Below are 26,582 nucleotides of genomic sequence, written 5' to 3' on the forward strand. Positions count from 1 at the left end.
TTTCAACAGGGGCGAAGAATGGATTGCTGAAGACTCCCTGTGGGGCAGAGACCGCCCCACAGGTTACGGCTGGAGTGCTCCCTCAGAAGGGTTCAGTCCTTTGATTGCCGAACTCCTTCAAGACGACCCTACGACAACTCCGTTACCGCGGCCTGCCTGGAAAGCGCTGCTGGAGGTAGCGGCGTCACCCTGGCCTGCTCTGTAGGCGCAATGATGTCGTAATTCGTTCCGTAGAAAGAAAGGTTAGGGCTGTAGTGCGGATCCGAGTTCAGCAGATCAGCGTAGTTTTGAATTATATAGTTCTGCTCTTTGTCGGCGCGTTGTTTTTTCGCTGGATCTACATCTAGACCGCGAGATGCAGACTCCAAATGATAGACCTTGGTATGTGGCGTATATAGGTTTTGGTATCCCGCTAGCGCCAGCCTGATACAGAAGTCTACATCGTTAAATGCGATTCCAAGATTGCATTCATCGAGCCCGCCAATCTCCAGGTACTTTCTCTTGTCTACCACGAGGCAGGCACCGGTTACCGCAGATATCCAGCGAGTGACCTGAGCGATGTTCTTCTGTTTCGAAACACTCTCGGGAAGGTCACGGAATACGTGACCAACCGAGCCATTTGGGCCTAGAAGAATCCCGCCGTGCTGCAGGGTGTCGTTAGCAAACAAAAGTCGGGTTCCTACGGCGCCGATATGGGCTTTTCGGGCATGGCTAACCATCTCCTTAAGCCATTGCGAGTCCTCGACTACGATGTCGTTGTTCAGCAAGGCAACTATTTCCCCGCGCGCCTCCTTGACTGCCATATTCTGGATTTCGGAATAGTTGAATGGCCTATCCCAGTGAATGACTTTGACGCGATTGTCTGCCTGCAACGACTCGAAAAGAGCAAAACTCTCTGCTTCGGTGCTGCCATTGTCGACAAGGATGATCTCGAGGTTGCTGTAATCGGTCTTCTGCAGAATGCTGCTTATACAGTCCTCGGTCATTGCAGCCTTATCACGCATGGCGACAATGCACGAAACTGCTGGTAACGGCTCTGAAATTACATACTCAATACGATTCGTACCATTTCCTTGCGAATGTACGATTGCATCAATGCCTTTCTTCTTCAGATAGGCCGCGACGGCCTGCCGGCTCTTTTCGACCTGTTCTCCGGTAAACAAGCAAAAATCATCGTGGCCAAAGTGATAAAGCACTCTGGGGATATGCCGGATCTGCGTGTCATCGCTGAGTAATGCCAGTTGAAGCGTAGCGTCGTAGATATGACAGGGTTTCATTTCATCGCGAAACCCTTGAATCTGTTTAAGCTGCTGGGTTCTGTAGGCGACCAGACGGCTAATATAGTCCTGCCCGAGAAAAAGCTCTTCATTCCATCCGGATTTGAAAAAAGGCTTTTGACGAACGCCGTCAATGAGCACATCCGTGTCGGAGTAGATGACGCGGGAGTTTGGGTGAGCCAGAGCTTCCTTGGCGACGAAGTATAGTGAGAATTGAGGGAGTTGGTCTCCGCTACTTAAAGGTATGAAGAACTCGCCAGAGCATTCTTGGAGAGCGAAATTCTCCGGGAGTGCGTGAGCAGAGTCCATCTGGACAATATTTGCTCTAGAGTCGCTTCCCAGCTCGTCCGTCAGATACTTTCGGGATCCGGCGTCCAAAGCAGGACTGGTAGTAACCAAAAGCTCCCACTTTGCGTAGCACTGCTTCAAGACCGAAGTTATCGTTTCTTGCAGCTGAGAAAGCTTTCCGCTATCAGCGTGTACATGCAGCGATAGCAGTGGTTTATTTACCCATGCTTGAATTTCGTCGTTAATATCCGACAGCTCACGCTCAGAGCTAGGCTCAAAACGCTTTATGTACGAGGAGTATCGTAAAGCATCCTCCGAGGTGGCTTCGGTATGCGTAGAGGCGATGCCGTCTTTGGCCTTGGACGAGCCAAAGAGCGCGGTGCGCACGCCACGAAAAGCAGCACGCAACGAGTCAGTATCTCTGAGCAATACTGCCCTGTTCAGCATCTTTCGAGCAATTTTATGGAACGTATCGTTCTGCGAGTTCGTGCGGGAGGCGATGCTGCTTTGATTCTTCAGCACCGAGGAAAAAAATGCCCGCCCTTTACGGGCTTCGCGCAGCCAATTTTTTATACCGCCGGCGTATATGACAGAGGCAGGAAGGAGCAAGACCGCTATCAGGGACTTCACCAGTATATTTCGAATCTTGCGTGCGTGTCTGGATCTGCCGATTGCACTGCTTACGCGCTGAGGCAAGGAGTGGAGCAGTCGTCTGCCGCCACCGAAGGTTGGCGCGTAAATCGAGATGGCTTGTTCTCGATAGGTTTTGAGGAGTGGGTTTCTGCTTTCATCAAGAGTGTGTAGAACACTGTTGGCTTTCAAACAGTTTGCAAAGGAGTCATTCGGTGCATGTTGCACTTTCATGATGTACTGGCAAACGAACGAGTGCGGGTCATGGAAAATTGTTTGCTTGGCCGGTATCGATAGATACGGATAGGGGTCTCCAGGTTGGAATCCCCACATGTTGGCGGCCGTGCACTCGAAATCTTCGATTTTGAGAAGATTCTTGGCAAGGAATGCTGGAATGGTTTTGTGTGTGAAGAATCTGATGTGCGTTGTATCCAGAAGTCCCACATCGGTATAGGTGAACTCATCCAATAGCAATTCAGCTTTGATGCTGGCATGCGCAAGGTTCGGGAGCGAAATGAGGAAGCGCCCACCTGGTGCGAGATACGCAAGCATCTTTCGCAAGACTTCTTGCGGATCATAGACGTGCTCGAGTACGTCACCAAAGATGATCCAGTCGAATTTTTGCGCATATTCCGGATGATGATTGTCAGCCAGCATATTGAGATCGATCTGGCTTACCCGCTCATAAGCATTGGTGCTTTGCGCGATAAGCACGGACTCGGGGTTGTATTCGAGTCCATGAACTGTGCAGTTTTTGTGATGATGAAGCGCAATGCCTAAATCACCACACGCACAGCCAACGTCGAGAACCGTTGAGTTACGCGACACGTACCTATAGAGGGTGCTTCTGGAATCGTTGGGTGCATCAGGTGCGACTTCGGGGACCTGATAGATGGTCGACCTTGCATCCTGTGAGTCATTTGCAGCAATTAGCTGCGGAGTGACACTCTCACACTCAAGCTCTGCAGAGGATTTGCCGCCTTTTCCGATTAAGGTAACTACGCCAGCATAAATGTTTTCTGAATATTTGCTATTGCAGTATTCCAGGTCGACAAAGTAGTCGTCGCGTCCTTCCATGCTGTCGGCCTGGTTCCAGTGGCAGCAATGGATGTTGAGTATCCTGCTTTTGACGCCATGCTTTTCTTTGGCGCTGAGGCAGAAGTCCTCTACATAGAGATTGAAGCTCAGGCTCTCATCAAAACGCAGTGCATATCGTTCTACTAGAGAGGAGTGTACTATCATGCACTGACAGTCAAGCGTGTCGACCAGAGTGCCTGTTTGGAATAATTGACAGAGTTGCTGGCGCTTGTTTGAGCCGTCTCTCTTGCGCTCAAAGCATTGCCCACGATACTCACGAATCAAGGACCCGTCGGTATTTCTGCAGAGGATCGCCCCTATGGGGCCGTAGATGCTCTCTGTGTCGAGTTTTTCCAGTAGGGGGTGAATATCTTCGCACAATTCCCAATCGCTATGGCAAAAAACGAACCACGCGGGAGTTTCGTAATTGTAGCTGCTCAGGAACTGATTATAGCGTTTTGAAATTGGCTGGTTATCGTTTGAATTGTCAATGCTATGAATTTTTATAGAAGAGTTGTTCTGTATGAAAGAATTATTTTCTATGCAGGAGGTTTGCAGTTTCTTGTCAATGAATACTGATATGAATATTGCCTTTGACATCATGCATCCTCCCTGGTCAATGCATTTTTAGTTGCTTGCAGATAAGCGTAGCCGTATCGGCTGTCAGGTTCAAGATGCGCGCCTTCTGCCCATTCGTTCCAAGCATTTATGAAAATGAAGCGCTCATCCTCAGAATGCTTTTCCCGGGTATGGGTTATACATCCGGATAGCCACTCTTGATAAATTTCTGGCGTTATATTGTCAATGACGGAGGCGTTGCTGTAGGCCTTTCGAGGGGTATTATCCCACGAAGGGGAAACTCCTTTGAATAGCTTGTAATCAGTTTCATAGAGATAACGCTTTTGCGTTACATAGTCCGCGCCGTCAAATACATGGCCATTGAAGTGCGGGTTCACGAAACCATTCAGAGGCTTCTCTTTTAGGCCGTGGTTCAGCATGCAATGAGGTGGGAATTCCGCCATAGCATCCAGTCCCCACAAGGTTGGGTCTTCCTGGAAACTATGGGAGTTCACGGAGACAATATAGAGTCCAGGGAATCCATTCTCTACGGATTTTTCCCGAAGTGTTTTTACAAACTGCTGGCAGCGCTCTTTGGAGAACAAATGGGGTCTATAAATTAGTAGTAACGGCTTGCCCTGGATCTTAATGTAACGACGGTCCTTGAAGAAAGGCAAAATGTCCGAGAAGAATTTTTCATCATCTCCAGGAAGGAGCTCCTGCTTGTAGCGAACCTCACGGTTGCCTCCATCCCAAAGTTTCGACCAGTTTTCGTTTGCCCAATTCAGGCAGAACGGGAAGTCTATATCCTGATTCTCCAGCCAGCTGAAAATCGGCTTTTCCATCAGGCGAGCGCCAGAGAACCAGTAGTAGTGGAAACAGAAGGCATGGATTCCATAAAGCTTTGCCAACTCTACTTGCCGGTGCATGACCGACACATCGTTCAAGTTGTAATAGCCCATGTCAATGGGGAGCTGGGGCTGATAGTGATCAGTGTATTGTGGAATGGCCTTGGTGACATTGGTCCATTCGGTAAAGCCCCTTCCGTACCATTCGTCGTTCAGTGGGAAGGCATGGAACTGCGGTAGGTAGAAGGCAATAAGCTTTATGTCGGTAGGATAGGTTGCAGCTCGGCCGTTTTCGATAAGTTGAACAAAATCCGCCGAGTGCTCCTGTGCCGATCTTTCTGTAATAAAATCAACGTAGCTGCGATATGAGTTGTTGTCAGACTCAAGGTTCTGCACTACGGGAGCGGGTGTTGGAGCTCCTTCCGAGAAAGCAGGGGCGCCTCCCAGTACTTTGAATACATGTTGGGTGGCAAGCTTGAACGAACGCGTCTTGTGCAGAATAAGTGCTATGCTCAACGATGACTTGACTAGCGCTCGCGTGATCTTGTTGCAATAGTCGAGTCGGCGAATTATTGCCGGGTAGTTTGCAAGTGCGTCCCTGAATGATTGCGGGGCTCGGGCGAAATTCCGTAATAATCCGCCATCCGAAGACGCGACCGCTGGGGTTAAGCATCCTGCGATTGCAATCTTCAATAATATTAAGTGTGCCGCTCTCAACATGTATCGTCTCCGGGGGCGTCCTGCCATCGCTTTAACTTTCTCTTTTGATAAAGAGAAATGGATCTGTAGTTTCAAGCCAAGTACGGGTTATTACTTCGCCTGGCGTATTATTTTCGCCGCTTCGCGGAACGGCGCAGTGAATTTCCAGCTGGAAGAGGAAAGCATGGCATCGACTTGATCCTGCTTTTCTTGGAGTTTCCGACTTTGGGTGTCGAGCTGAAATTGTTTTTCTTGGAGATGTCGATCTAGAGAGGATATTTTATATTGCATTTCTTCAAGTTTCTGGCTCAAGGAAATGACCTGCTGGCGCTCTTCCTGAAGTTGCTGATTAACAGTTATAAATTGGTGCTGCTTCTCTTCCAGTTGTTGCGTTAGGGAAGTTATTTGAGTGTCGCGTTCACTTGTGATCTGATTTAGGGCTGATATTGTATTGCTATACTTGTCCAGGCACGTAAAAGCTGGTTGTAGCTCTATCATGCGCTGATTGATTTTCAAGAATTCGTCACGTACTTCCGGGGTGTTGACTGGTAGTTCATCAGCCGAAAATTTTTCCAGAAAATTATAAGCGCTGACTAGGTCTCTCGGTATGCCAGATACGGTTTTCAAATCGTTGTAGTGAAACGTCGCATGGCGCAATTCATCAGCCAGAAAGTCACAGCAGTACTCTTTCGTGGCCGAGGATTCTTCGCTGAAAGGCAGGTTCAATGCGCTGGCAATCCGGCGGAGTTGATCTTTGGGGTGCGCCATCAGCCGGTCGTAATCAACCACAATCCTTGGTCTTCCTTCTGAGTCCAGAAGGCTGGGTACCATATGGCCCAACCAGAGATAACTACTTTTCTCTAGCTCAAAGCCGTCCCGCTTATGAAGCGAGCTTGCGACGCTTAGGGGGTTCCGCAATGCAATTACGTAGCTGACATCAATGTCTAGTTTCTCAAAGATTGGCTTCCAGAACGGTAGTAGACGAGCTATACGTGGGTCCTTTATACCGAAAGTATTAGCGCTTTCCATTTTTGTGCATAGCAGTTCAATAGCGCGCGCTTTAAATGGTGCTAAGCTCTCATTATAAAAGTCCGGCTCTGATATAGAGCTCGTACTGTGCCAGTTATGGCCTAGAAAAATTAGAATATCATTGTTCAGCGTGTTTATCTCGATATCTTCCCAGAAGCCTTTGGCGTTGTTCTCGGGTATTGCGCCAAACAAGGACTCTCCGAGTTCAACATCCAGGGCTTGAAGCCCCCGCGTGAGTGCGCTAGTACCGCTGCGGTGCATGCCTAGTACGACAATCAGCTTCTTCTTGTGATTTTCTTTTTCCACAGTATGCTTCTCTATATCAATATTTCTCAATTCTTGATTGGCAAGAAAAGTCAACTACTCCGGTAGAGAGTAACTCTGTCTCTGGCATGACACGGAACATGGCGACATCCAGCAGTCGATGAAGGTAAAACTCTCCGCCATTTGTACCTCCAACGACTCCAGCGTTCAAAAAATAGACCCCAGGATTAAGGGAGCATGTGAACTCAAACTCCACGTCTATTGTAGAGTTTGCCGGGACATACGGAATGCTCGAGCTTTGAGGGGAGGAGGTACCGCCTCCTAGCTCCACACCTGAAGTTGTCTTTATAAGCATACCGAATCGAACGTTTGTTGCGCTTTCTTCGAAATTTACCCGGTAGCAGTATCGGTAGGATCTGCCTCGTTTCAGGTTGTTAACTGGAGCTCCCTGACGGCATAGGATTTTCGGAGAGTGAATTTTCGCTCCGTTGGACTCGTATTCCAGTGTGCTGCTGGGCTTCAGGTTTGGGTCGAAAGTCTCCCCGCAGGACTCCACTTCGAGTTGCACTGGAGGAGGCTGACCGGATAAGGGAGTAGAAGGTGCCTGGCTATCACGAGCCTTCAGCTTCAGCTGATCGCGAAGCTCTGTTAGCCGCTCCTGCGGTGCGTAGAGTAGCCGTTGGTATTGTCCAATGACCAATTTCGGCGGGCCATCATAAAGCAGCTCGCCGCTGTCTATGAGTACTGCACGATCGCAGAGTTCTATGATGGTAGAGCCGGAGTGGGAGACGAATAGTATTGTCGCGCCTCTTTCCTTAATCTGCTCTATCTTTGCGAAGCATTTGCGCTGAAATAGCTCATCGCCAACCGAGAGAGCCTCATCAACAATCAGTATCTCGGGTTGTACGCTTACCGCCACCGCGAACGCCAAGCGTACGACCATGCCACTGGAGTACGTCTTGATCGGCTGGTCGATAAATTCACCGATCTCTGAGAAATCAATGATCTCGTCTAGGCGAGCAGTTGTTTCTGCTTCCGTGAGGCCAAGGATAGTCGCGTTGAGAAAGATGTTTTCGCGCCCGGTGAATTCCGGGTTGAAGCCGGATCCGAGTTCGAGCAGCGCAGCAATTCGCCCGTTGGTTTTGATCACTCCACCCGTTTGGTTGAGTGTGCCGCAGATCATTTGTAGTAATGTGGACTTTCCGCTTCCATTGCGGCCAACTATGCCAACAGTTTCGCCTTTCTTTACTTCGAGCGATACGCCTCGTACGGCCCAGAATTCGCGGAAATATTGCTTTCGGCCGCGCATTACCATCTGCAACAATCGATCACGAGGCTTTTCGTAAATGTGGTAGCACTTACTGAGATTCTCTACTCGAATGGCGGGCTCAGAGAACATCGGCAAAACCCTTTCTTGTTTTCTGGAACCAGGCAAATCCGAGCCAGGCAAATATCGCAGAAATCAGAGTGTAAATAGCCAGGCTGGTGAAGTCCGGGATTTTTGCCCAAAAGAGTACTTCGCGAGTCTGCTCAATTATCAATGTAAGCGGATTCATGTAGAGAAACTGCCGGTATTCTTCTGGGAGGGCGGTTGCTGGATAGAATATTGGCGAGACAAACATGAGGGTCGTGGTGATGATGCCGACGAATTGGGCGACATCCCGGAGGTAAACTCCGAGCGAGGCCAGCACCCAGGATATGCCTATCACCATCAATACCAGCGGAGCGATGACCAGCGGTAAAAGGATAATGGTGAGATGGGGCATTCCGAATAGCACGGTATACACCGCTACCCAAACGATAAGGCTGATGAGGGCATGGAAGAGTGATGCCCCAATGGAGACCCACGGCAGAATCTCCAATGGGAAAACAACTTTCTTGACATAGTTGACATTGGCTAGAACAAGGGTTGGTGCCCTGTTCACGCATTCGGCGAAGATGTTGAAAACCAGCAGGCCGCAGAATAGTACCAAGGCGAACTCGCTCTTCGAGTCGCTACTCACATTCCAGCGAGCCTTGAATACGTAGCTGAAAACGAACGTATAAACCGAGAGCATGAAGAGTGGGTTGAAGAAGGACCACAGAATCCCCAGAAGCGAACCACGATAACGGCCGACCACTTCGCGCTGTACGAGGGTTCGTATTAGGCTGCGATTTCGCCAGAGGCTACTGGCCATCGCTTTTGGGGACACCGAGAACTCTTGCATCAGCGAAAGACCTCGGCCTGCTCCAAGGGAAGACCGAGGGCATCTTTTCCAGACAGGGTCGGTGTTTCGCGGGACGGCCATGCAATGCCCAGGGTCTTATCGTTCCATGCAATGCAGCGCTCGTGGGCAGGCGCGTAGTAGTCGGTGGTCTTGTAGAGGAATTCTGCGCTGTCGCTCAGCACGAGAAATCCGTGGGCGAAGCCTTCTGGCACCCAGAGTTGCCTCTTGTTCTCCGCGCTCAGGTATTCACCTACCCACTTACCGAACGTCGGTGAGCTCCGGCGAATGTCTACGGCTACATCGAAGACTTCACCTTGTACGACGCGAACCAGTTTCCCTTGCGGGTTCTGGATCTGATAGTGGAGCCCGCGTAGAACTCCTTTTACCGATTTCGAATGGTTGTCCTGCACGAATGAGACGGATCGGTCGATGCTTTCCTCGAACTGCCGATGATTGAAGCTCTCGAAGAAAAAACCACGGTCATCGCCGAAGACCTTGGGTTCGAACAGGACGACATCAGGAATTGCAAGGCGGGTGGCTTTCATCAGTAGACGGTCTCGACCAGCAGGCGTTTCAGGTATTGGCCATAGCCATTCTTGGATAGAGGTGCTGCGAGGGCCTCGAGTTGCCCAGGGCTGATCCATTTCTGACGGAAGGCGATTTCCTCGGGACAGGCAACCTTGAGGCCCTGGCGATTCTCGAGGGTGGCGATGAAGCTACTGGCTTCCAGTAACGAATCATGGGTGCCGGTATCCAGCCAGGCGTACCCCCGGCCCATAATCTCCACGGAGAGTGCTCCGGCTTCGAGATAGGCCTTGTTCACATCGGTAATTTCCAACTCGCCACGGGCCGATGGCCGGATGCTCTTGGCGATCTCGACAACCTGGTTATCGTAGAAATAGAGTCCCGTCACGGCATAGTTCGACTTCGGTCTGTCTGGCTTTTCTTCCAGGCTGATAGCTGTGCCGTTGGCATCGAACTCGACCACCCCGTAACGCTCCGGGTCATGAACGTGATAAGCGAAAACGCTGGCGCCAGAGGTGCGCTGCATCGCGCTGACCAGCAATTCCTGGAAGTCATGGCCGTGGTAGATGTTGTCGCCAAGGACCAGTGCGCATAGGTCATTGCCAATGAAGTCTTCACCGATCAGGAAGGCCTGGGCGAGGCCATCCGGAGAGGACTGCACGGCGTACTGCAGGTTGATGCCCCAGCGGCTTCCATCGCCCAGCAACTGTTCGAAGCGGGGCGTATCTTGCGGCGTGGAAATGACGAGGATGTCTCGGATACCGGCCAGCATCAGGGTGCTCAGCGGGTAGTAGATCATCGGTTTGTCGTAGACGGGCAGAAGTTGCTTGGAGATGGCCAGTGTCGCCGGGTGCAGGCGGGTACCGGAGCCGCCAGCCAGAATGATTCCTTTGCGTTTCATACTGCTCCTAGATCTACCAGTTCTCTGATCATGCGTTGAACGTGATGCTCCCAGGCGGGAAGCGTCACTCCGAAGGTCCGTTGCAGTTTGCTGTTTGCCAGGCGCGAATTGGCCGGCCGTTTTGCCGGTAACGGGTACTCGCTGGTGGCTATGGGCGCTACCTTTTCCGGTGTGGTGCGCAGTACGGTGCCCAGGCGGATAGCCTCGGAGATGACGAATTGAGCATAGCCGTGCCAGTTGGTTTCACCGCCGGCAACCAGGTGGTAGGTACCGGACGCGCGTTTGCTCAGCTCGCTATCTCGGGCCAGGCGATACAGGACCAGTGCCGTGACGTCGGCGATCAGCTCTGCGCTGGTGGGCGCGCCGAACTGGTCGGCGATCACTCTGAGTTCGTCCCGCTCCCGGGCCAGGCGCAGCATGGTTTTGGCAAAATTGGCGCCACGGCTTGCATAGACCCAGCTGGTTCGGAAGATCAGGTGGCGGCAACCACTCTCGCGAATGGCCTGTTCGCCTTCCAGCTTGGTCTGCCCATAGGCACCGAGGGGGCCGGTGTTGGCATCTTCCTCGAACGGAGTATCGCCACTGCCATCGAAGACGTAGTCGGTGGAGTAATGCACTAGCCAGGCGTCGAGCTGGCGTGCCGCGGTGGCCAGGGTGGCGACCGCTTCGGCGTTTACCCGACGAGCACCGTCGATGTCGGTTTCGGCTTTATCCACCGCGGTATAGGCGCCGGCGTTGACGATGACGTCCGGGCGCTCTTCGGCGACCAGGCGGGCCAGGCTCTCCAGGTCGCTGAGGTCGGCGCGTCCACGCTCGCAGATCACCAATTCTGCCAATGGCGCCAGGGAACGCTGCAGTTCCCAGCCGACCTGGCCATTGGCGCCCAGTAGAAGAATCTTTTTCATGCGTACTGCTTACCCACCCACTCGCGATATGCGCCACTGGTGACGTTACTGACCCAGGCTTGATTTTCCAGGTACCAACGCACTGTTTTGCGAATGCCGGTTTCGAAAGTCTCGGCCGGCTTCCAACCCAGCTCGCGCTCCAGGCGGCTGGCGTCGATGGCGTAGCGACGGTCGTGACCGGGTCGATCTTTGACGAAGGTGATCTGCTCGCGATAGCTCCGTCCATCAGGACGTGGCTGTTCTTCGTCGAGGATGTCGCAAAGAGTATGGACCACGTCGATATTGGCTTTCTCGTTCCAACCACCGACGTTATAGGTCTCGCCGGTTTCGCCGGCTTCCAGCACCCGACGGATGGCCGCGCAATGATCCTTCACATACAGCCAGTCGCGGATCTGCTGCCCGTCGCCATAGATGGGCAAGGCCTTGCCGGCCAATGCGTTGTGGATGACCAGTGGGATCAGTTTTTCCGGGAAATGATAGGGGCCGTAGTTGTTCGAGCAGTTGGTCGTCAGTACCGGTAGCCCGTAGGTGTGATGGTAGGCACGGACCAGGTGGTCGGAAGCGGCCTTGGAGGCGGAATACGGGCTGTTCGGCTCGTACTTGTTGTCTTCCCGGAATGCCGGATCGTTGGTGCCGAGCGAACCGTAGACTTCGTCGGTGGATACGTGGAGGAAGCGGAAGACAGCCTTATCGGCATCTTCAAGTTTGTTCCAGTAGCCGCGTACCTCTTCCAGAAGGCGGAAGGTGCCGACAATGTTGGTCTGGATGAAGTCTTCCGGGCCGTGGATGGAGCGATCCACGTGAGATTCGGCAGCGAAGTTCAGCACGGCGCGGGGCTTGTGCTCGGCGAGGAGACGTGAGACCAGTTCCCCGTCGCCGATGTCTCCATGGACGAACAGATGGCGCTCATCGCCTTCAAGGCTTGCGAGGTTCTGGCGATTGCCGGCGTACGTCAGCTTGTCGAGGCTGATGACTTTTTCATCGTGCGCGGCCAGCCAGTCGAGGACGAAGTTGGCGCCGATGAAGCCGGCGCTGCCGGTTACGAGGATGGTCATTGAGTCAGATCCTTTGGAGAATGGCGGCGGCCGTCAGGCCCAGGTTGCCGAGCAGAGTCTGCCGGTGAACACCGGAATCGTGGATGAGTTTCAGGCGTTTCCAGAGGGGCGCCCTACGGCCTTGCTCGAACAGTTCGAGGCGGCTGCGGTTTTCGGAAGTCAGACGCGCGCGGAACGGCGAAAGTGCCTGGAGGTTGTAGTCGGTCCAGCAGCGGAATGTCCCGTGCAGCAGCTTGCGCAGACGAACCAGTCGGTCGCGGAAGGAGTTGTTGGAGCCGATGATGTTATTGCCATGCTGGCGATAGCCGATGGTTGGTACGGGGTCGTAGCCGACCGAGCCACCACAGCCGCTGACGACGATATACGCCCACCAGTCATGGGAAACGATGTGATCCGAGAGGCGTGTCTGGCGAAGCAAATCGCGCGCATGGGCATTGATCAGCATCGTATTGCCCCCAGCGATGCTCTGGACCAGAGCGTTCTCGAAACAGGGCAGGCGTCTGAACTCGGGAGACATACCCAGAGGGTGTCCGTGGGCGTCGACCAGTTGGGTCCGGGAGCAGAAGAGCGCGGGTTTGTCCTGGGGGTGTTGCCGCATCCAGCGCAGACCGCGTTCCAGACGGTCGGGCATCCACAGGTCGTCCTGATCGCAGAAGGCGAAATAGCGAGCCTGTACCTCCGCCCGGGCCAGCAGACTCAGAAAATTCGCGGCGAAACCCCGTTGCGGTCCCTTCAGAATCACCAGGCGTTCTGGGCCGAGGCGCTCCTGGAATTGGCGGAGAACGTCCAGTGTCTGGTCGCTGGAGCCGTCGTCCGAGGCGTAGACAGTCCAGGCGGTGTGCGTCTGGGCGACCAGCGAATCGAGCTGCTCAGGTAGATAGGTCGCGCCATTGTAGGTCGACAGGAGTATGGCGACCTGTTCGCTCGACATCTCGGCACTCAGCCCTCCATGGGTGGGCGCGGAGGGAGAGGGCATCAACGCATTGCCTCCGTCGGATCCATCCGATTGAAACTGTGAAACCGTTCTCCTAGAGCGATTGCGAGCCTGTCGCAGTACTCAGGAAACGGTCCTGAAGAGAAGTCGGCCATTATATGCAAGGTCCCTAGGGAGTAAACCCGCAATCCTGCTAAGGAAATCCAGAGGCCCCCGAGGAACTGGATAGGGGCGCATCATTTGTCGTGCATGAAGAAACCTATAAAGCGATTTTCGATTTCGCTCAAGGCAAAAAGTTTCTTAACACTTACGATCAGATTTTTCTTGGCCCTGATACGACTTAGGCCCACCCGAGGGTGAGCCTAAGTCGTATTGGAAGGAGATGGTGCCGGCACCAGGAGTCGAACCCGGGACCTACTGATTACAAGGAAGCTGCTTTCTAGGTGCTGGACAAGCACTTAGCCGATCCCTTGTTACGTAAGGCATGCGCTGGCGGCCAGGCTCCATGGGGAGCCCGACCGCGCTGTTACGCAGGGTGGCGGGGGATCAGATTGCGGAGGGGTCTACCGTCGGTACGCTGAGGTCGTAGATGTCGAGCATGGACTCGTCGCGGTGGCCGCTGGCTTCCTGCTTGTCGGCGCGCGTGCCGGGGGTGTCGGTGATGCCGCGGCGCTTGAGGTCGTGCAGGCCGAAGCGCTGTTCGGGGAGGATGACGCCGGCCTCGATCGACCTGGTGATGAACCGTTGCCAGGCCGTGTCCAGGCCCGACTTGCCCAGCGCGCCGCCGTGCTCGGCGGTGATGATGAAGCGCTGCTCGGGGTGGATCGGTATGGCTGTTCCCCGCGCATGCCAAATCTCACTACGGCGCCTCTTGGCGGCTTCCCAGGCAGCGCGTAGGCGCGGCGTCCAGCGCACGATGTTGTCGCGGCTTCCCTTCCGACGATTGGTCAGTACTCCGGACGGCGTCTCGTTGGCGTCGGTCAGGGTGACGACCTCGATGCCGCGCAGTCGGCAGAGATAGGCGATTTCCATCACGTAGCTGAGGTGGCGAGGGACGGCGCCGGCCTGGCCGCGCGTGAGTTGGCCCAGTTCGCGGGCTCGGTCGATGAGGCGCTGCATCACCGCCGGGGACGGCAGCCGTCGCAGCTTCCGCTCGATGGGGGCTTCAATGCCCAGCGCGGGGTTGCTTTCCAGGTACCCGCGGTTGCGGCCCCACTGCAACACAAGGCGGAGGTAGCGGAGGGCGTGGGCCGCCTTCGACGGGGTGCCCTGGTCGGCGATGCTGTCGACGATCCGTTGCACCAGGGCGGGGGAGAACTTCCGAACCGCCAGTTCGCCCAGGGGCTTCTTCAGCTTGGTGGGCATGCTGAGCAGCACGTCGCGCGAGTAGCAGTAGTCCTTCTGCGACTTCGGGCTCAGCTTCTTGAACTTGATGCTGTCGTGATACTGCTGGCACAGGTAGTTGAGGCTTTCACGGTCGAAGCCTTCGCGCTCTTCCATGATTCGGTGCAGTTCGGAGAGGGTGGCAGTGCTGGTGGCGATGTTCTGGCGGCGCTGCCGCCCGGCCTCGTCGCGGTTCGACGTGTACCAGACGCCATTACCGCGGTGATCAAAGAAAACGGCCGCCGGAAGGGCGGCCTGATCTATGTGTGGGGGGATGTTCGGATTGTGCTTCCGTTTACGGGACCGCCTCATATGATCTCGCTGTCGTACTTCTCGGGGCTGGCCGGCGATACGCCGCCGGCCTGGTTGACCAGGTCGATGGTGGTCCAGGGGCCGTGCCGGCCCCAGAACCAGCGGATGCCTTGCTTGCGCAGGGCTTTCTCCACGCCTGACCGGCGCGTGTAGCCGGTCAGCCGCTGCAGGTCTTCGAAGGTCAGGACGGTGCCTGGCGGCGGTTGACTGATCATACCGTTGCCCATCCCGTGAGGTGGACTAGAAGAACCTCGGGGTGCTTCTGGTCCTCGATGACGACGTGACGGTCTGCCCTGGCCAACATGGCCAGGGCGTTGCGCACAGCACGCCAGTCGCTCGGCGTGCTGCTGGTGTGGATGAGGGGGCGCCCCGGCTTCGACAGCCGCAGGTGCCCGCCGTTTGTCCGGCTGATCGTCCAGCCGAACTGGGCCGCATAGAGGAACAGCGCCTGCAGCCTCTTTCCGGTACGCCGCGGCGAACAGAGCACATGCGTGGTCATGGCTGGGTCTCCAGAAACAGTAGAGGCTGCACCGCGCCATCGGCATACACCTTGTCGAGCGGTGTGGTTGCGATCGGTTCGTCGCCATCCCAACCGTCTGGCCAGGTACCGGCAGCGATCAGCTCGCGGATGCGGGCCTCTTCCTCGGCGTTGATCAGGTCGATGCGAGGGCGCCCGAGGCGGTCGGCCGCGGTGTTGCACTCGGCCTGGATGGCCAGGACCCGCTCCAGGGCCATCAGGCGCGAATCCAGCAGGATCGGGCCCATGCGCTGCGGATTGGCGGCTATGCTGCCGTCCTTCAGCCGCTCGATGCCGGCTTTGCGCAGGCGGTGCTGCGGTTCGCGGAGTTCCCGCCACAGATCTTTCAGACCCCGCAGCGGCGCCAGGTACGCCCAGTGCGGCATGGCCAGGACCGTCTCCAGAGCTTTTTCCTTACTGGCCAGCGGGCAGCCGGTGCAACCGGTTCGAGCGTTTATCTCCTCTGCCTCCTCGCCGCCGTAGGCATCGGCGATCATCGCGGTGGACCAGTCGCCGAACTCGGCGAGCGGTGCCCAGTGCTTCAGCCATTCCCAGACATGGCAGACGCGCCAGTGCAGGAGCGGGGCGAGGGTGGCGAGCCTGCCCTTCAGGCCCTTCGCCTCAGGCAGGACCTTCTGGTACCAGCCCTGGCCACACTCGGCGCCGTCTTTGCCGCAGGACATCTCGATGCGCTTGTCGCGGATGGCGCTCTCGCCCTGGCGCACGCCGGTGATCATCAGCACGTTGCCCTCGAGCGCGGCCAGGCGCTGCTCGAGGGCGGCCTGCATCGGGTCGATTTTGATCTGGCGGGTGCACCAGCGCAGCGTATTGTTGTTCGGCGGGGGCACGCCGCGGCCCAGGATGTAGACCATGAAGCGCTTGTCGAGCGGGGCGCACACCACCTCGACGTGGATGCCGCGGTCCTGCAGCTCGTCCATGATCTGGTGGGCCGCGATGGCCAGGGGTGGCAGTTCCTGGCGGGTGTCCGCGTAGAACACGGTCAGCGTCTTCGGTGCCTTGACCCGGCCAGTGTCGATCAGCCAGATGAGTAGCGTCAGGGTGGCGCTGGAGTCCTTGCCGCCCGACCAGGCAATGGCCCAATGCTCATGATCGGCACCGTAGGCCTGCAGGGACTGGATCGTCAGCTCGATGCTCTCGGTCATCTGCAGGCGCTGAGCGCCTGCAGCGAAAATGTCGCCCTGGCGAAGGGAACTCATGGCTGCACCTCCGGCTGAGCCACGCTCAGCGCAACCGCCACCGGGCGCACCCATATCGGCATGCTGCTCAGCATGAAGGTTTCACCCATGCCGGCGAGCAGCAGGGTGGTACCCATCACATGGCCGATTGCCTCGGCCGCGTGAGGCGGTACGGCGTTGCCGATACGCTCACGCCAGTCGCTGTCGCTCAGCCCGTCGAGGATCAGCTGTTCCTCGGGGTCCACCAGGCTCTGCAGCGCGGCCAGCTCCAGGGTGGTGAAGGGCCGGTGCCAGGTGCCGTCCAGCGACTGGATGATGCAGGTGAGCCGGTCGTTCGCCGCCGGCATGCGCGGGTCGGCGACGCTCCACCGGCCATTGTCGTGCCGCGCGCTGGCGGATACTGCACCGGCGGACTGGTCGAACCCGACTACGCCGTAGTGCCCGCCTGTGAGGTAGGCGTCGCCCTTGGAGCGACCGAGCACCCGCGGGTCAGCGATTGACAGCGCTCCGCTGGCCACCTGCTGGGAGCCGGTGACCGTCCCGGTCGAGCCCGACCATGGCACGACATTCAGTTTCCGGCTGCTCGCTCCGGGATGCCAGTTGTGGTAACGCGGGTCGGCAACGGCCTGGCCGCCAGCAGTTGGGGAGCCGCCGCCAGTGATGACGCCGCAGTGGCTGTCCATGCTGACAACGCGAAACACGTTGTTGTGGCGCACGCCGCTGGGGCGTGGGTCTGCCACAGCGAACCTGCCCTGATTGGGCCACTGCTGGCCGCTGATGGTGCCGGTGGCGCCTTCCCACCCAACCACGCCGTAGTTCTGGCCGTGGTTCCAGCTCGCAGAAGGTTGTGCTCGAGGATCGGCAACCGAGAAGCGGCCGTTCACGGGGCGGCTCGCTCCGGCGACGACGCCGCTCGAGTCTTCCCAACGGTTCACGCCCAGAACTCCATGGTGGTACTCCGGCACGATGATCAGGTTGCGCAGGTGCCCATCCTCGACGGCGAGGTCGTTCAGGCTGCGCCAATCGCTGCCAGCGCGCACCAGGGCCAGACGTACCCAGGTCTTCCACTGCAGGGAAGGCACACGGTGCATCGGGCCGCCGGCGTCGATGTCGCCGGGCAGAGGCATGCGACCGAGGATGTCGCCGACCGCGCGCAGGCTCTTCTTCTCTGGCTCGTACAGGAACGGCGGCACCTTCTCGACGTGGCGGGCGACCAGCAGAAAGCGCTTCCGGCTCTGCGCCAGGCCGCCCAGCTCGCCGCAGTCATGGGTGGTCTCAGCCACTGCGTAGCCGAAGCTGCCGAGCAGGCTGTTGATCTGGTCCAGCAGGTGCCGGCCACGGGTGGCCAGGCGCGGGACATTCTCGAACACGATCAGCGGCACCGGGTCATCTGCCCAGGCCTCGCCCATCAGCCAGATGCAGCGCAGCGTCAGCTCGTTCAAGGCCTGGTACTTCGGGGTGAGGCTCATCTTCTCGGACAGCAAGCCGCTCGCGCCTTTGCAGGGGGAGCTGATGAACACGGCATCCGGTCGCTTGCCCTGGGCGGCGCGCCGAACATCGTCGGGGGTTGCCTCGCGCCAACCGGGCGGCGGCTCCTTGCCATGGAAACGGATGTACTGGTCGCGGGTGAACAGGTCCAGCAGCGTGCCAGGCACCCCGGCCAGGCGGGAGAAGTCAGCCAGGCCGGCAGGGTCGACATCGATGCCGCCCAGGCATTCCCACTGGGCCTCGACGTTGCCCACGCGCGGGCGCGCCCGGTTGAAGCCCTTGGCGCCACCGCCCAGGCCGCAGCAGAAATGGAAGTGGTACAGGGTGCGCTTGATCATCACAGTGCACCTCCCGAGCGACTGCAGGTGCAGGTGCAGGTGCAGGGAAGCCGGCCCTGGTTGCAGTCGCAGAAGGGAAACGCCGGCCGATGGGCCTTACGGCCCTCCTTATCGGCGGTGCGGGTGGCCATGTACTCGGCCCGTTCGGTGTTCTTCGCCTGAAGGCGGATGCTCAGCACCTTCATGTCCTCACCTCCGAGAGCTCGGACAGCGAAGTCACCGCATAAACGGTCATGTCCCCCATGGCCGCGCCATGATTTCGACGGATGCGCTTGAGCTGCTGCAGCTGTGGTGCATCGGCGCCGAAAAGGAAAACGATCGAGGTGGAACTTGCACCTGCAACCGCGCGGAGACGATCAAGAAGGCCGGTATAGCTGAGCAGTTCGGGCAACTGGGTAAATGCTTGATCCTGGAGTTCCAGATCCTGCATCAGCCCAACGGCGTGTTTGAACGTAATAATTTCAGTGCGCATAGCGACGGGCTCCCTGCTCTTTCTTGGCGGCGACGTTTTCCATGTAGCTGGCCCATTCGATGGCCTTCTGCTGCTGGCGGATGCGGCTGCAGCGCTGATGCTTGCGGGTCGAGCGGGCCTTGCCGCAGATGTCGCAGGTGCTGGGCGTGTCCAGGCGCTTGCCTGCCATCGGGGGGCGGATGCGGTCAACCATTGGCCTTCTCCTGCACCTGGTCGCCAAAGAGCGCGCGAGTCAGGGCATTGGATTGCCCGGCAGGCGTGAGGTCATCCAGGCGGATGACGTCGGTGCGGCCATTGCCGTATTTGATGGTGGCGGTGAGTTCGCCCAGTTCCGCGATGCAGGCTTCGCGGATGCTGATGCGAAGCCCGCGACCAGCTCGGCGAATCACAGGAAAGCTGACCCGGTCGCCGACCTTGTAGGCAGGTGTGCTAGCCTTCGCGTCGCCGCCTTGGGGTTGATGTGCTTGCATGGTGTGTCTCCTTTCGGGGTGGTTTGGCCCTGGTGAGTTGCTGCTCACCGGGGCCTTCTCTTTTATGCCGCGACGTATCCGCCGGCAGTCTTGTGCAGGGCGCCTATCTCGGCGGCCTGCTGCATCAGCTTGGTGGCCTTGTTGCTGCCGATCCGCAGTTCCTTCGCCACCTGCCGCACCGCCACCTTGGCGCCGCTCTCCGTTCTGGCGATGAGCTGCTGCAGCAGTGGAAGCAAGTCCTGAGCGATGGCTGTTTCCGCCTGTTCCTGGTGGTGTTCCTGCGGCTGTTTCTGGTGCTCGGTTACCGCTACCGGCCCGCGTTCCTCGACTGGCGCTGGGCGTAGTGCGGCGAGAATCAGGGCGGGCACCACTTCCAGCGCCGCGGCGAAGCCGACGCACAGTAGGGTGGCCAGTTGCAGGGGAAGGCCGGCGGCCTTGGCCGGCTGGGCGATCAGGGCGGTGAGTTCCTGCGAGGCGAGGTCTCGGCGTACCTGGGCGCGGTCGCGTTCAGCGTCGATGCGCGCGATGCCGGCGGTTTCCAGCTCCAGGGCGCGGCTGACCATGCCCCGGTCGCGCAAGGCGTTGGCTTCCTGGTGAATGGCGCCGGCGTCGGCGTCGAGCTGCTGGATGCGGGCGGCGTCGGCGTTGCGTTGCTCCACCAGGTCGACCCGGCGTTGTTCTTCGCGGGCCTGGTGCTCGGCGCGGCTCGTGACGATCGAGGACATCAGGCGGTCGTAGCTCGCCCAGCCGGACACGCCGCCCAGCGCCATGGCGCACGCCATCATCAGCAGCGCGCACAGGGTTCGGCGCGCGGCCAGTAGACCGAGGGCCAGCGGCCAGGCGATGTATTTGAACAGGTCCAGCACGACCGCCGCCGAGGCGAACAGGGCGGCCAGCAGCGGCTGCTCGATCAGCGCGTCGATGGCCAGGGCCACCGAGGTGGCCGTCACGCCGGTCAGCGTGGCGACCATTGCCAGCAGTAGGCGGCGGTGGAGCGGTTGCAGGTGGTGCATGGTGTGTCTCCCTTCGGGGTGGGCTGGCCCTGGTGAGTTGCTGCTCTCCAGGGCCAGTGGCGTCTCAGGTGAGCTTCATGGGCTTGCCGTCGACCAGCACGTAGAAGTGCACGTCGCGCAGCGCGTACACCCCACCCGGGCCGCCGTGGACGACGAAGTTGTCGTAGGGCGGCTTTCCGACCCGTACTGCGAAGAGCTTGTCGGTCTGGTGGGCGTATTTGCTGGTCTTCCGGATGCGGGCGTAGAGCTGCTGCCCCGGCAGCCGCACGCCATCGGGGCCGTGGGCGGCTTCGAACCCGAGCCAGGCGCTGCGGGTCTCCAGCGACAGGTAGCTGCTGCCGTCGTCGCTTGCGGTCAGGTCGTAGCCGCGGGGTTGGGCCCAGGCGGAGAACGCGAGCTGCAGGTTGAGGGTGGCCAGGTTGCTCATACCGGCAGCTCCTTCAGTTCCATGTCGTCGAAGGACGGCATATCGACGCCGGCGCGAATAGCGCGAATGCCGCACCATCCGAAAACACCGTTGTCTTCGTCTTCTGGCCCCTCGCCCCCCCAGCCTTCCTGACTCCGCAGATCACGCGACTGACTGTTGCATACCCAGTCGGGGATCAAGCTGAAGCTGGCACCGCCATCCTGCAGGAAGGTGCAAATGGCGTTCTGGCCGAACAGCTGGATAACGGTCTTCACCACGTCACCGTCGTGTTCGGCCAGGCGATCCGCGTGCTCGGTCCAGAACGTATTGATCATGGTGGCCCGCTCGACCGTGAGGATGTCGAGGTTCACCTCCAGGGTTACCTCGTAGTCCTTCCAGGCATCCCTGACGATGAATCGCTTGATGTTCGAAGGCATAGCCATAGGAGTGGATTGGTCGCTCTGTGCTTGCATGGTGTGTCTCCTTGGGGGCCCCGGTGTTGCTGCACCGGGGTGGGAATCAGAACGGGGTGGCCACGTAGTTCCAGGCCATTTCGCAGACTTCGGCATGGGCTGCCATGACGCTGCTGTCAGGTAGCAGGCCGATGTCGTGGAGCACGTCGAGCAGGCAGCGAATCTGGGCGTGATTGCGGGCTTCGCGCAGGCCGAGGGCCTCGCCCATGTCTTCGCGAAGGCTGTCGATGTAGGCCTGGGTCTGGCCGAGGCGGAACATGACCAGGTCGCGGGCAGCAAGCACCGGAATAAGGAAGTTGTCTGCCTCGGTGGCAGAAAGGCTGTCGAGTGCACTGGCAGCGGCCCTGCCTGCCTCGGTGAACTCTGGCTTGGTGAGGTGGATGTGGACTACGCGAGAACGTAGCTGCCGCGAATCGCTGACGGCGTCGGCGCCGCCCACCAGTGCAAGCGCGCCACGGAACTTCACAGGCTCGTAACCGCGCCCGTGGTGGTAGATATGGCCCCCTTCGTAGCACACCGGGAATTGATCGAACTGTGCCGCGCCCTTGGCGTCGAAAGCCTCCAGGACCGTCGGCTGATTCCCCGCGGTAGCGAAGTGCCTATTCAGAGCGCTCGGCGACATGAGGCCGACGTCGAAACTGGTCATGTAGGGGGCTCCGGCCAGTTTCCCCAGGTTGTTCAACAGCGTGCTACGGCCCGCACTGGCTTCAGCGGTCAGGTGCAGGATGGGGTAGGCCTGCTGCAGCGAACGGATGCGCTCGGCATGGAAGGCACCGGCCCACCAGGCCAGGGCGACCAGGCCCTTGGGGCCGAAGGCGGTGATGAAGTGCTCGATCCACTTCGGGGTTTGGTTCTGCATGGTGTGTCTCCTTTCGGGGTGGTGATGGCCGGCTTTGCTGCGCCGGTCAGGCTTCGAAAATCCAGCACTTCACCGTGCTGGGCTTGGAAAACATGCTGTTGCGGCAGGCCTCGGCGGCGCGCACGGCGCTGTCGACGGCCTTGTAGTCCAGGTATTTGTGGCGGCGGGATTCCTTCAACAAGTCGCGCAGGGTCGAGGCGTCGGCCACCTTCTGGCGGTGGTCGGTGGCCAGCTTCACGAACTCGTTGAGGTTGATGGCGATGGTTTCCGGCTTCTTGCTGTGGTTCAGCACCGGGCCGTCCTGGGTGTTCTCGAGGTACTCGTAGACCTCCCAGAATTCCGCCACCTCCGGCGCGTCGGCGTTCACAGCGGCCTGGCGCTCGAGGGCCATGGTCATCAGGGCCTGCTGGGCGGCGGCGTGCTGCTGGTCGTTGAGCGGCACGACCAGGCGCAGGGCGTCGACCAGGGCCATCAACATGGCGTGGTTGAGGATCAGGCGCTCGATGCGGATCTGCTTCAGCTTGCGCAAGCTGGCGGTGTGGACCTTCAGGCGCTCGCGGAAGGAGTCCAGTACGCGGTTCTCCGCACGGATCGCCATCAGCAGGAAGTGGCTGACGTCGAGCACGCCCAGATGGTTGAGGTTGTCGGCTGCGGCCTGGCTTTCGCGGGTGATTTCCGGGCGCACGAAGTGCAGCTTCACGATGCGGGTCATGATCGCTTCGGAGGCCTGCACGGTGGCGTTCTGGCTCATCACCAGGGTGCCGCGGAAGGGTGGCTCGTAGGTCTCGTTGCCACTGGTTTTCTGGCCCGTCACGCCCAGCGCACGGCCGTTGAACAGGGGCTTGAACTCGTCCCAGTCGAACGACTTGGCCGCGCCGCCGGAGCGGCTGTTGTCGCTGCGGTCGGCCTCGAGCATGACCATGGGCATGTTCGACAGCTGGGTGAGCCAGCGGCGCAAGCCGGCCTTGGTCATCTTCGACGGGTCCTGGCCTTCCTCGTCCGCGCGGCCGAGCAGCTTCCAGAGGAAGGTGATCAGCGTGGACTTGCCGGCGCCGGCCTCACCGGTGGCCTCGAGGAAGGGGAAGGACTGGAACTCGGAGCGAATCTGCTCGGCGAACAGCGAGCCGAACCAGAAGGCCAGCGCGACCAGGCCCTTGGCGCCGAAGCAGGTCCACAGCCAGTCGAGCCACTCGGCGCGGTAGTCCTTCTCGTCGAAAGCGATCTGCAGCTTGATGGAGCGCTGCAGGGTCTTCATGCGCAGCTTCTGGAACTCGAAGTAGTCCTCGGCGTTGGCCTTCTCCAGCACGCCGCCGCGCACCGCCACGTCGCCCAGGACGTAACAGCCGTGCTCCTTGCTGTAGCCCAGGAAGTCGATGGTGGCTACGGTTTTCAGGCCGGTCAGCTGCAACTTCATGATCTGGTCGAGCTGCGCGCCGCTGCCGGTGTAGATGGCGCCGGCGGCCACGCCCAGCAGGCGCTTCTTGAACTCGCTGGCGGCCGCCACCTGGGCGCTGGTGAAGGTGTTCTTCACGCTCTCGTCGTCGGGGCGGTCGACGCGGAAGTAGTACCAGCTCTCGTCGGTGACCTCGTTGCGTTGGAAGTACAGGGCCTGGGGAAAGCAGTTGGCGATTTCCACCACGCCGCCGGACTGCTGCAGAGCCTTGTCGCGCATTTCCTTCTGGTTGAGCAGCTGGTCGTCGTGGTGGTCGCTGTCCTCGAGGCTCTGCATGGCCTTGTTGAACTTCTCGATATCCAGCTTGAACCAGTACAGGCGGTTGCCGAAACGGAAGTGGAATTCGCCGCGCTTGTGCCAGTCGTACATCAGCAGCGCCTTCTCGGCCGCGCTCTCGGCGATCAGCAGCGCACCCTCGTGGCGGGCTGCCTTGATGTCCTTCTCAACCTGGTCATGACGGGCGACCTTGTCGTCGATGAACTGCCACCGCTGGTGCAGGTCGTTCCAGTCGGTCTTGCGGTTGCCGCGCTGGGTGATCTGCGCGGCCTCGCACACGTAGCCCAGGTCGCGTGCCTGCTTCACCCAGCGGCGGGTGTAGGCGTGGGCGCCTGGCTCGTTGTCCAGGGCCCAGATGAGTTTCGGCAGCTTTCCGCCGCGCTGGGCTGCCAGCTCGCGCAGCGATTGCTCGGGGAAGGCGTTGGAGCTCATGGCCGATACGGCGGCCAGGCCGTGGTGCAGCAGCGCCACCGCGTCGAAGATGCCCTCGACGATCCACAGCTCGGTGACCTCGAGCAGGTCTACGCAGGGCGGGCACCACCAGACGCCGCGCGGACTCTCCCCCGGCTTGAAGCGGGCCTTCTTCTTGCCGAAGCGGTGGGGCTGGTCGATCAGCCGCTCCCAGTAGCCGCCCTTGTCCAGGGCGAAGCGCACCGTGGCGCTGCCGATCCCCAGTTCACGGTCCCAGTAGTGTTCCTGGGTGTACCACCCCTCGATCATGGCCAAGTCGAAGCCGCGGGCGTGCGTCAGATAGGCCTTGGCCGAGGCTGTCGGCTCCTTGTCGGTAGCCGGCGCGCGCTTGCTCCAGTCGTCGAACAGCTCGGGGTAGAGCTCCTTGATATGCCAGCTCTCGCCGCACTTGCTCTCCCGGCCGCAGCGGATAAACCAGGGATTGTCCGCCAGGCTGTACAGCTCCTTCTTACCGCACGACGGGCATTCGCCCTTGCGCAGGAACTTGGTGCCGGTGACCGGCTTCAGGCCGAACTGCAGCTGCAGTTTGCCCAGCACCTCGGCGCGCAGTTCGACATCCATGTCCTTCATGCCTTGGCTCCCAGCTGGAGCCGCAGCGCGCGCATGGTGCGGACCAGGCCGACCATGTGCGGGTGGTCGGCGACGATGCGCTTGGCCCGGAAGCCCTGTGGGGTGTAGCGGTAGCGGTCGTCGAACCAGAAGCCCGCCATGGCGGTTTCGTACTGGCTGAACAGCCAGGCCAGGTAGCTGGCTGCCTGGTCTTCGTCGACCTCGACGCTGATGGAAATCTGACCGCTCATGGCGGATACCTCGAATTCAGGGCGTAACTTGCCCAAACCCACGCAAGGCGTGGCTCGGGATCAGGGAATCAGGGGTGTTGCGGGCGCTCGTTGATCAGGCGGTCGGCATCGCCGATGCCCCAGTCGACTCCGACCCAGGCGACCTCGAGCGGAGGATTGGGCTGGGAAAACAGGTCGTTCCAGGCGCGCTGTACCAACGACTGCGACAGGAAGATCGGCACTTCGAGGGCGTTGGCCAGGTGGCTGACGCAGGCGTTGAACAGCAGGTCCAGCTCGGACAGGTACTGGTCGCGGTGGCGCTTCAGGTAGGCCTCGGCGGCGCGCTGCATGAAGGTGCGGTAATCGTTGGCGTTGATCGGCAGCGGGGTCATGCGGTGGCCTCCATGGGCATGGCATCGAGCAGGTCCAACTGATCGGTTTTCTCGCGGCAGTCGCGCAGGGCCTTCATGCGGGTGACCGAGGGAGCCACCGGCAGCTGGATACGGGGCTTGTCCAGGCCGGAGGGGCTGAGTTCGTAGTCCCAGGACTGGGAGCCGGCGAAGGTGGCGCCGCAGGCGACGTTCAGGCACTGCCCCCAGATACTGCGGAAGATCGGGCTTTCGCCCTCGCTGTTGCGGATGCGCAGCTTGCCACCGCAGGACGGGCACACCAGCTTGTAGACGCTCATGGCTTGCACCCTTCGCTGTGAACGTCGATCACCGCCAGCACCTCGCTGTGGCGCTCGGCCATGTAGGCGGCGTGGGCCTGGAGGATCAGCTTGGCCTCGGCCTCGACGATCACCCCATCTTCGAGGGCCTTCTCGATGATCAGGTCGACGGCGCCGCGCTTCACCGAGGCGCGCACCGAGCGGCTGTAGAGGTCGAGGTTATCGAGGGTTTCCGGGTCCGGTAGGCGAACAAACATGCCGCCGTACAACTGCGCCACGTACTCGGCCAGCAGGTGGGTGCCGGCGTCCTGCTCGAGCACGTGCAACTGCTCGTCGGTCAGCGGCCGGCTGCCGGCGGATTCGTAGGCGTGGTTGTCGAACTTCTTCAGTTCCAGGCCCAGGCGCGTGGCGGCGCACTCGCGGCCACCGGGGAAGGCCCCGATGATGGCCTGCACGACCTTGCGGCGGCTGTCTAGGAAGGTGCGTTTCATCTTCTGGTTTTCCCCCAAATCCCTGGCCACTACTCTGCAATCACGCCGACTTTCATACCGAGCAGTACGGCGACGCGGCGGGCCTTGCCGCGTAGGCATTTCTTCTGGCCGTTCAACACCGCGTAGACGGTGCTTTCCCCCAGGTCATTTCGTTCGGCCCATTCCCGAAGGGTCAGGCCCTGGTCGTAGATGCGTTGGCGGGCAGCCTCGCAGGCTTGCTCCGTGGGGTAGGCGTTCTGCATAGTTCACATTCGTGTGATTTCGTGTGATTAAGTGCGAAGGCTATTCAACGAATGTTGAACTGTCAACGCGTAAGGGGTC

The 26,582-nt window shown here is 59.1% G+C and carries 29 protein-coding genes; all 29 read right to left on the bottom strand.

Annotation, left to right across the window (positions count from 1 at the left end):
• Positions 1–128: 128 nt before the first annotated feature.
• The 29 genes from P3W75_RS21965 to P3W75_RS22105 all read right to left on the bottom strand — a co-directional run bounded on the left by P3W75_RS21965 (position 129) and on the right by P3W75_RS22105 (position 26,503).
• The gene (locus P3W75_RS21965) at positions 129–3,875 is read right to left on the bottom strand and encodes a glycosyltransferase (protein WP_276229424.1); all 3,747 of its coding nucleotides are present in this window, start codon (positions 3,873–3,875) and stop codon (positions 129–131) included.
• Positions 3,872–5,398: a glycosyltransferase WbsX family protein gene (locus P3W75_RS21970; RefSeq protein ID WP_276229425.1), complete on the bottom strand. Its 1,527-nt coding sequence runs from the start codon at positions 5,396–5,398 to the stop codon at positions 3,872–3,874. Before P3W75_RS21970 ends, P3W75_RS21965 begins: the two co-directional genes overlap by 4 nt.
• Positions 5,399–5,488: 90 nt before the next feature.
• Positions 5,489–6,766 carry a sulfotransferase gene (locus P3W75_RS21975; protein ID WP_276229426.1) on the bottom strand — a complete coding sequence of 426 codons (1,278 nt, stop codon included), beginning with the start codon at positions 6,764–6,766 and terminating at the stop codon, positions 5,489–5,491.
• Positions 6,729–8,069 carry an ABC transporter ATP-binding protein gene (locus P3W75_RS21980; protein ID WP_276229427.1) on the bottom strand — a complete coding sequence of 447 codons (1,341 nt, stop codon included), beginning with the start codon at positions 8,067–8,069 and terminating at the stop codon, positions 6,729–6,731. The genes P3W75_RS21975 and P3W75_RS21980 overlap by 38 nt, the downstream gene beginning before the upstream one ends.
• A complete protein-coding gene (locus tag P3W75_RS21985; RefSeq protein WP_276229428.1) occupies positions 8,059–8,877 on the bottom strand; it encodes an ABC transporter permease in 819 nt (272 codons plus the stop codon). Before P3W75_RS21985 ends, P3W75_RS21980 begins: the two co-directional genes overlap by 11 nt.
• Positions 8,877–9,422 (bottom strand): dTDP-4-dehydrorhamnose 3,5-epimerase, encoded by a 546-nt coding sequence (gene rfbC / locus P3W75_RS21990; protein WP_276229429.1) that lies wholly within the window; start codon positions 9,420–9,422, stop codon positions 8,877–8,879. Before rfbC ends, P3W75_RS21985 begins: the two co-directional genes overlap by 1 nt.
• Entirely contained in the window at positions 9,422–10,303 is an 882-nt protein-coding gene (gene rfbA, locus P3W75_RS21995; protein ID WP_276229430.1) for a glucose-1-phosphate thymidylyltransferase RfbA, read from the bottom strand. The genes rfbC and rfbA overlap by 1 nt, the downstream gene beginning before the upstream one ends.
• Complete coding sequence (rfbD, locus tag P3W75_RS22000; protein ID WP_276229431.1) at positions 10,300–11,208, bottom strand: dTDP-4-dehydrorhamnose reductase; 909 nt, start codon at positions 11,206–11,208, stop codon at positions 10,300–10,302. The genes rfbA and rfbD overlap by 4 nt, the downstream gene beginning before the upstream one ends.
• On the bottom strand, positions 11,205–12,263 hold the full coding sequence (gene rfbB / locus P3W75_RS22005) for a dTDP-glucose 4,6-dehydratase (RefSeq protein WP_276229432.1): 1,059 nt from the start codon (positions 12,261–12,263) through the stop codon (positions 11,205–11,207). The genes rfbD and rfbB overlap by 4 nt, the downstream gene beginning before the upstream one ends.
• 4 nt (positions 12,264–12,267) lie before the next feature.
• Positions 12,268–13,194, bottom strand: coding sequence for a glycosyltransferase family 2 protein (locus P3W75_RS22010; protein ID WP_276229433.1), 927 nt, complete (start codon positions 13,192–13,194; stop codon positions 12,268–12,270).
• A gap of 549 nt (positions 13,195–13,743) precedes the next feature.
• Positions 13,744–14,892 (bottom strand): site-specific integrase, encoded by a 1,149-nt coding sequence (locus P3W75_RS22015; protein WP_276229434.1) that lies wholly within the window; start codon positions 14,890–14,892, stop codon positions 13,744–13,746.
• Positions 14,889–15,107, bottom strand: a complete 219-nt coding sequence (locus tag P3W75_RS22020) for a DUF4224 domain-containing protein (protein ID WP_276229435.1) — start codon at positions 15,105–15,107, stop codon at positions 14,889–14,891. The genes P3W75_RS22015 and P3W75_RS22020 overlap by 4 nt, the downstream gene beginning before the upstream one ends.
• Positions 15,104–15,391, bottom strand: coding sequence for a type II toxin-antitoxin system HicA family toxin (locus P3W75_RS22025; protein WP_276229436.1), 288 nt, complete (start codon positions 15,389–15,391; stop codon positions 15,104–15,106). The genes P3W75_RS22020 and P3W75_RS22025 overlap by 4 nt, the downstream gene beginning before the upstream one ends.
• Entirely contained in the window at positions 15,388–16,626 is a 1,239-nt protein-coding gene (locus P3W75_RS22030) for a phosphoadenosine phosphosulfate reductase family protein (RefSeq protein ID WP_276229437.1), read from the bottom strand. The genes P3W75_RS22025 and P3W75_RS22030 overlap by 4 nt, the downstream gene beginning before the upstream one ends.
• Entirely contained in the window at positions 16,623–18,431 is a 1,809-nt protein-coding gene (locus tag P3W75_RS22035; protein WP_276229438.1) for a DNA cytosine methyltransferase, read from the bottom strand. The genes P3W75_RS22030 and P3W75_RS22035 overlap by 4 nt, the downstream gene beginning before the upstream one ends.
• Entirely contained in the window at positions 18,431–18,616 is a 186-nt protein-coding gene (locus P3W75_RS22040; RefSeq protein ID WP_276229439.1) for a hypothetical protein, read from the bottom strand. Before P3W75_RS22040 ends, P3W75_RS22035 begins: the two co-directional genes overlap by 1 nt.
• Positions 18,613–18,903, bottom strand: coding sequence for a hypothetical protein (locus tag P3W75_RS22045; protein WP_276229440.1), 291 nt, complete (start codon positions 18,901–18,903; stop codon positions 18,613–18,615). The genes P3W75_RS22040 and P3W75_RS22045 overlap by 4 nt, the downstream gene beginning before the upstream one ends.
• Positions 18,893–19,096, bottom strand: a complete 204-nt coding sequence (locus P3W75_RS22050) for a hypothetical protein (protein WP_276229441.1) — start codon at positions 19,094–19,096, stop codon at positions 18,893–18,895. Before P3W75_RS22050 ends, P3W75_RS22045 begins: the two co-directional genes overlap by 11 nt.
• Positions 19,089–19,373, bottom strand: coding sequence for a hypothetical protein (locus tag P3W75_RS22055; RefSeq protein WP_276229442.1), 285 nt, complete (start codon positions 19,371–19,373; stop codon positions 19,089–19,091). Before P3W75_RS22055 ends, P3W75_RS22050 begins: the two co-directional genes overlap by 8 nt.
• A gap of 62 nt (positions 19,374–19,435) precedes the next feature.
• Complete coding sequence (locus tag P3W75_RS22060; protein ID WP_276229443.1) at positions 19,436–20,386, bottom strand: hypothetical protein; 951 nt, start codon at positions 20,384–20,386, stop codon at positions 19,436–19,438.
• A 64-nt stretch (positions 20,387–20,450) separates the two neighbouring features.
• On the bottom strand, positions 20,451–20,813 hold the full coding sequence (locus P3W75_RS22065) for a hypothetical protein (protein WP_276229444.1): 363 nt from the start codon (positions 20,811–20,813) through the stop codon (positions 20,451–20,453).
• Complete coding sequence (locus P3W75_RS22070; protein WP_276229445.1) at positions 20,810–21,265, bottom strand: DUF2528 family protein; 456 nt, start codon at positions 21,263–21,265, stop codon at positions 20,810–20,812. The genes P3W75_RS22065 and P3W75_RS22070 overlap by 4 nt, the downstream gene beginning before the upstream one ends.
• Positions 21,266–21,311: 46 nt before the next feature.
• On the bottom strand, positions 21,312–22,124 hold the full coding sequence (locus P3W75_RS22075; protein ID WP_276229446.1) for a hypothetical protein: 813 nt from the start codon (positions 22,122–22,124) through the stop codon (positions 21,312–21,314).
• A gap of 46 nt (positions 22,125–22,170) precedes the next feature.
• Positions 22,171–24,894, bottom strand: a complete 2,724-nt coding sequence (locus P3W75_RS22080) for a toprim domain-containing protein (protein WP_276229447.1) — start codon at positions 24,892–24,894, stop codon at positions 22,171–22,173.
• Entirely contained in the window at positions 24,891–25,124 is a 234-nt protein-coding gene (locus P3W75_RS22085; RefSeq protein WP_276229448.1) for a hypothetical protein, read from the bottom strand. Before P3W75_RS22085 ends, P3W75_RS22080 begins: the two co-directional genes overlap by 4 nt.
• A gap of 68 nt (positions 25,125–25,192) precedes the next feature.
• The gene (locus tag P3W75_RS22090; RefSeq protein WP_276229449.1) at positions 25,193–25,495 is read right to left on the bottom strand and encodes a hypothetical protein; all 303 of its coding nucleotides are present in this window, start codon (positions 25,493–25,495) and stop codon (positions 25,193–25,195) included.
• The gene (locus P3W75_RS22095) at positions 25,492–25,791 is read right to left on the bottom strand and encodes an ogr/Delta-like zinc finger family protein (protein ID WP_276229450.1); all 300 of its coding nucleotides are present in this window, start codon (positions 25,789–25,791) and stop codon (positions 25,492–25,494) included. The genes P3W75_RS22090 and P3W75_RS22095 overlap by 4 nt, the downstream gene beginning before the upstream one ends.
• Positions 25,788–26,261 (bottom strand): YmfL family putative regulatory protein, encoded by a 474-nt coding sequence (locus tag P3W75_RS22100; protein ID WP_276229451.1) that lies wholly within the window; start codon positions 26,259–26,261, stop codon positions 25,788–25,790. Before P3W75_RS22100 ends, P3W75_RS22095 begins: the two co-directional genes overlap by 4 nt.
• Before the next feature lie 29 nt (positions 26,262–26,290).
• Complete coding sequence (locus tag P3W75_RS22105; protein ID WP_276229452.1) at positions 26,291–26,503, bottom strand: DNA-binding protein; 213 nt, start codon at positions 26,501–26,503, stop codon at positions 26,291–26,293.
• Positions 26,504–26,582 lie beyond the last annotated feature (79 nt).

It is taken from the genome of Pseudomonas citronellolis (assembly GCF_029335315.1).
Lineage (GTDB): Bacteria > Pseudomonadota > Gammaproteobacteria > Pseudomonadales > Pseudomonadaceae > Pseudomonas > Pseudomonas citronellolis_A.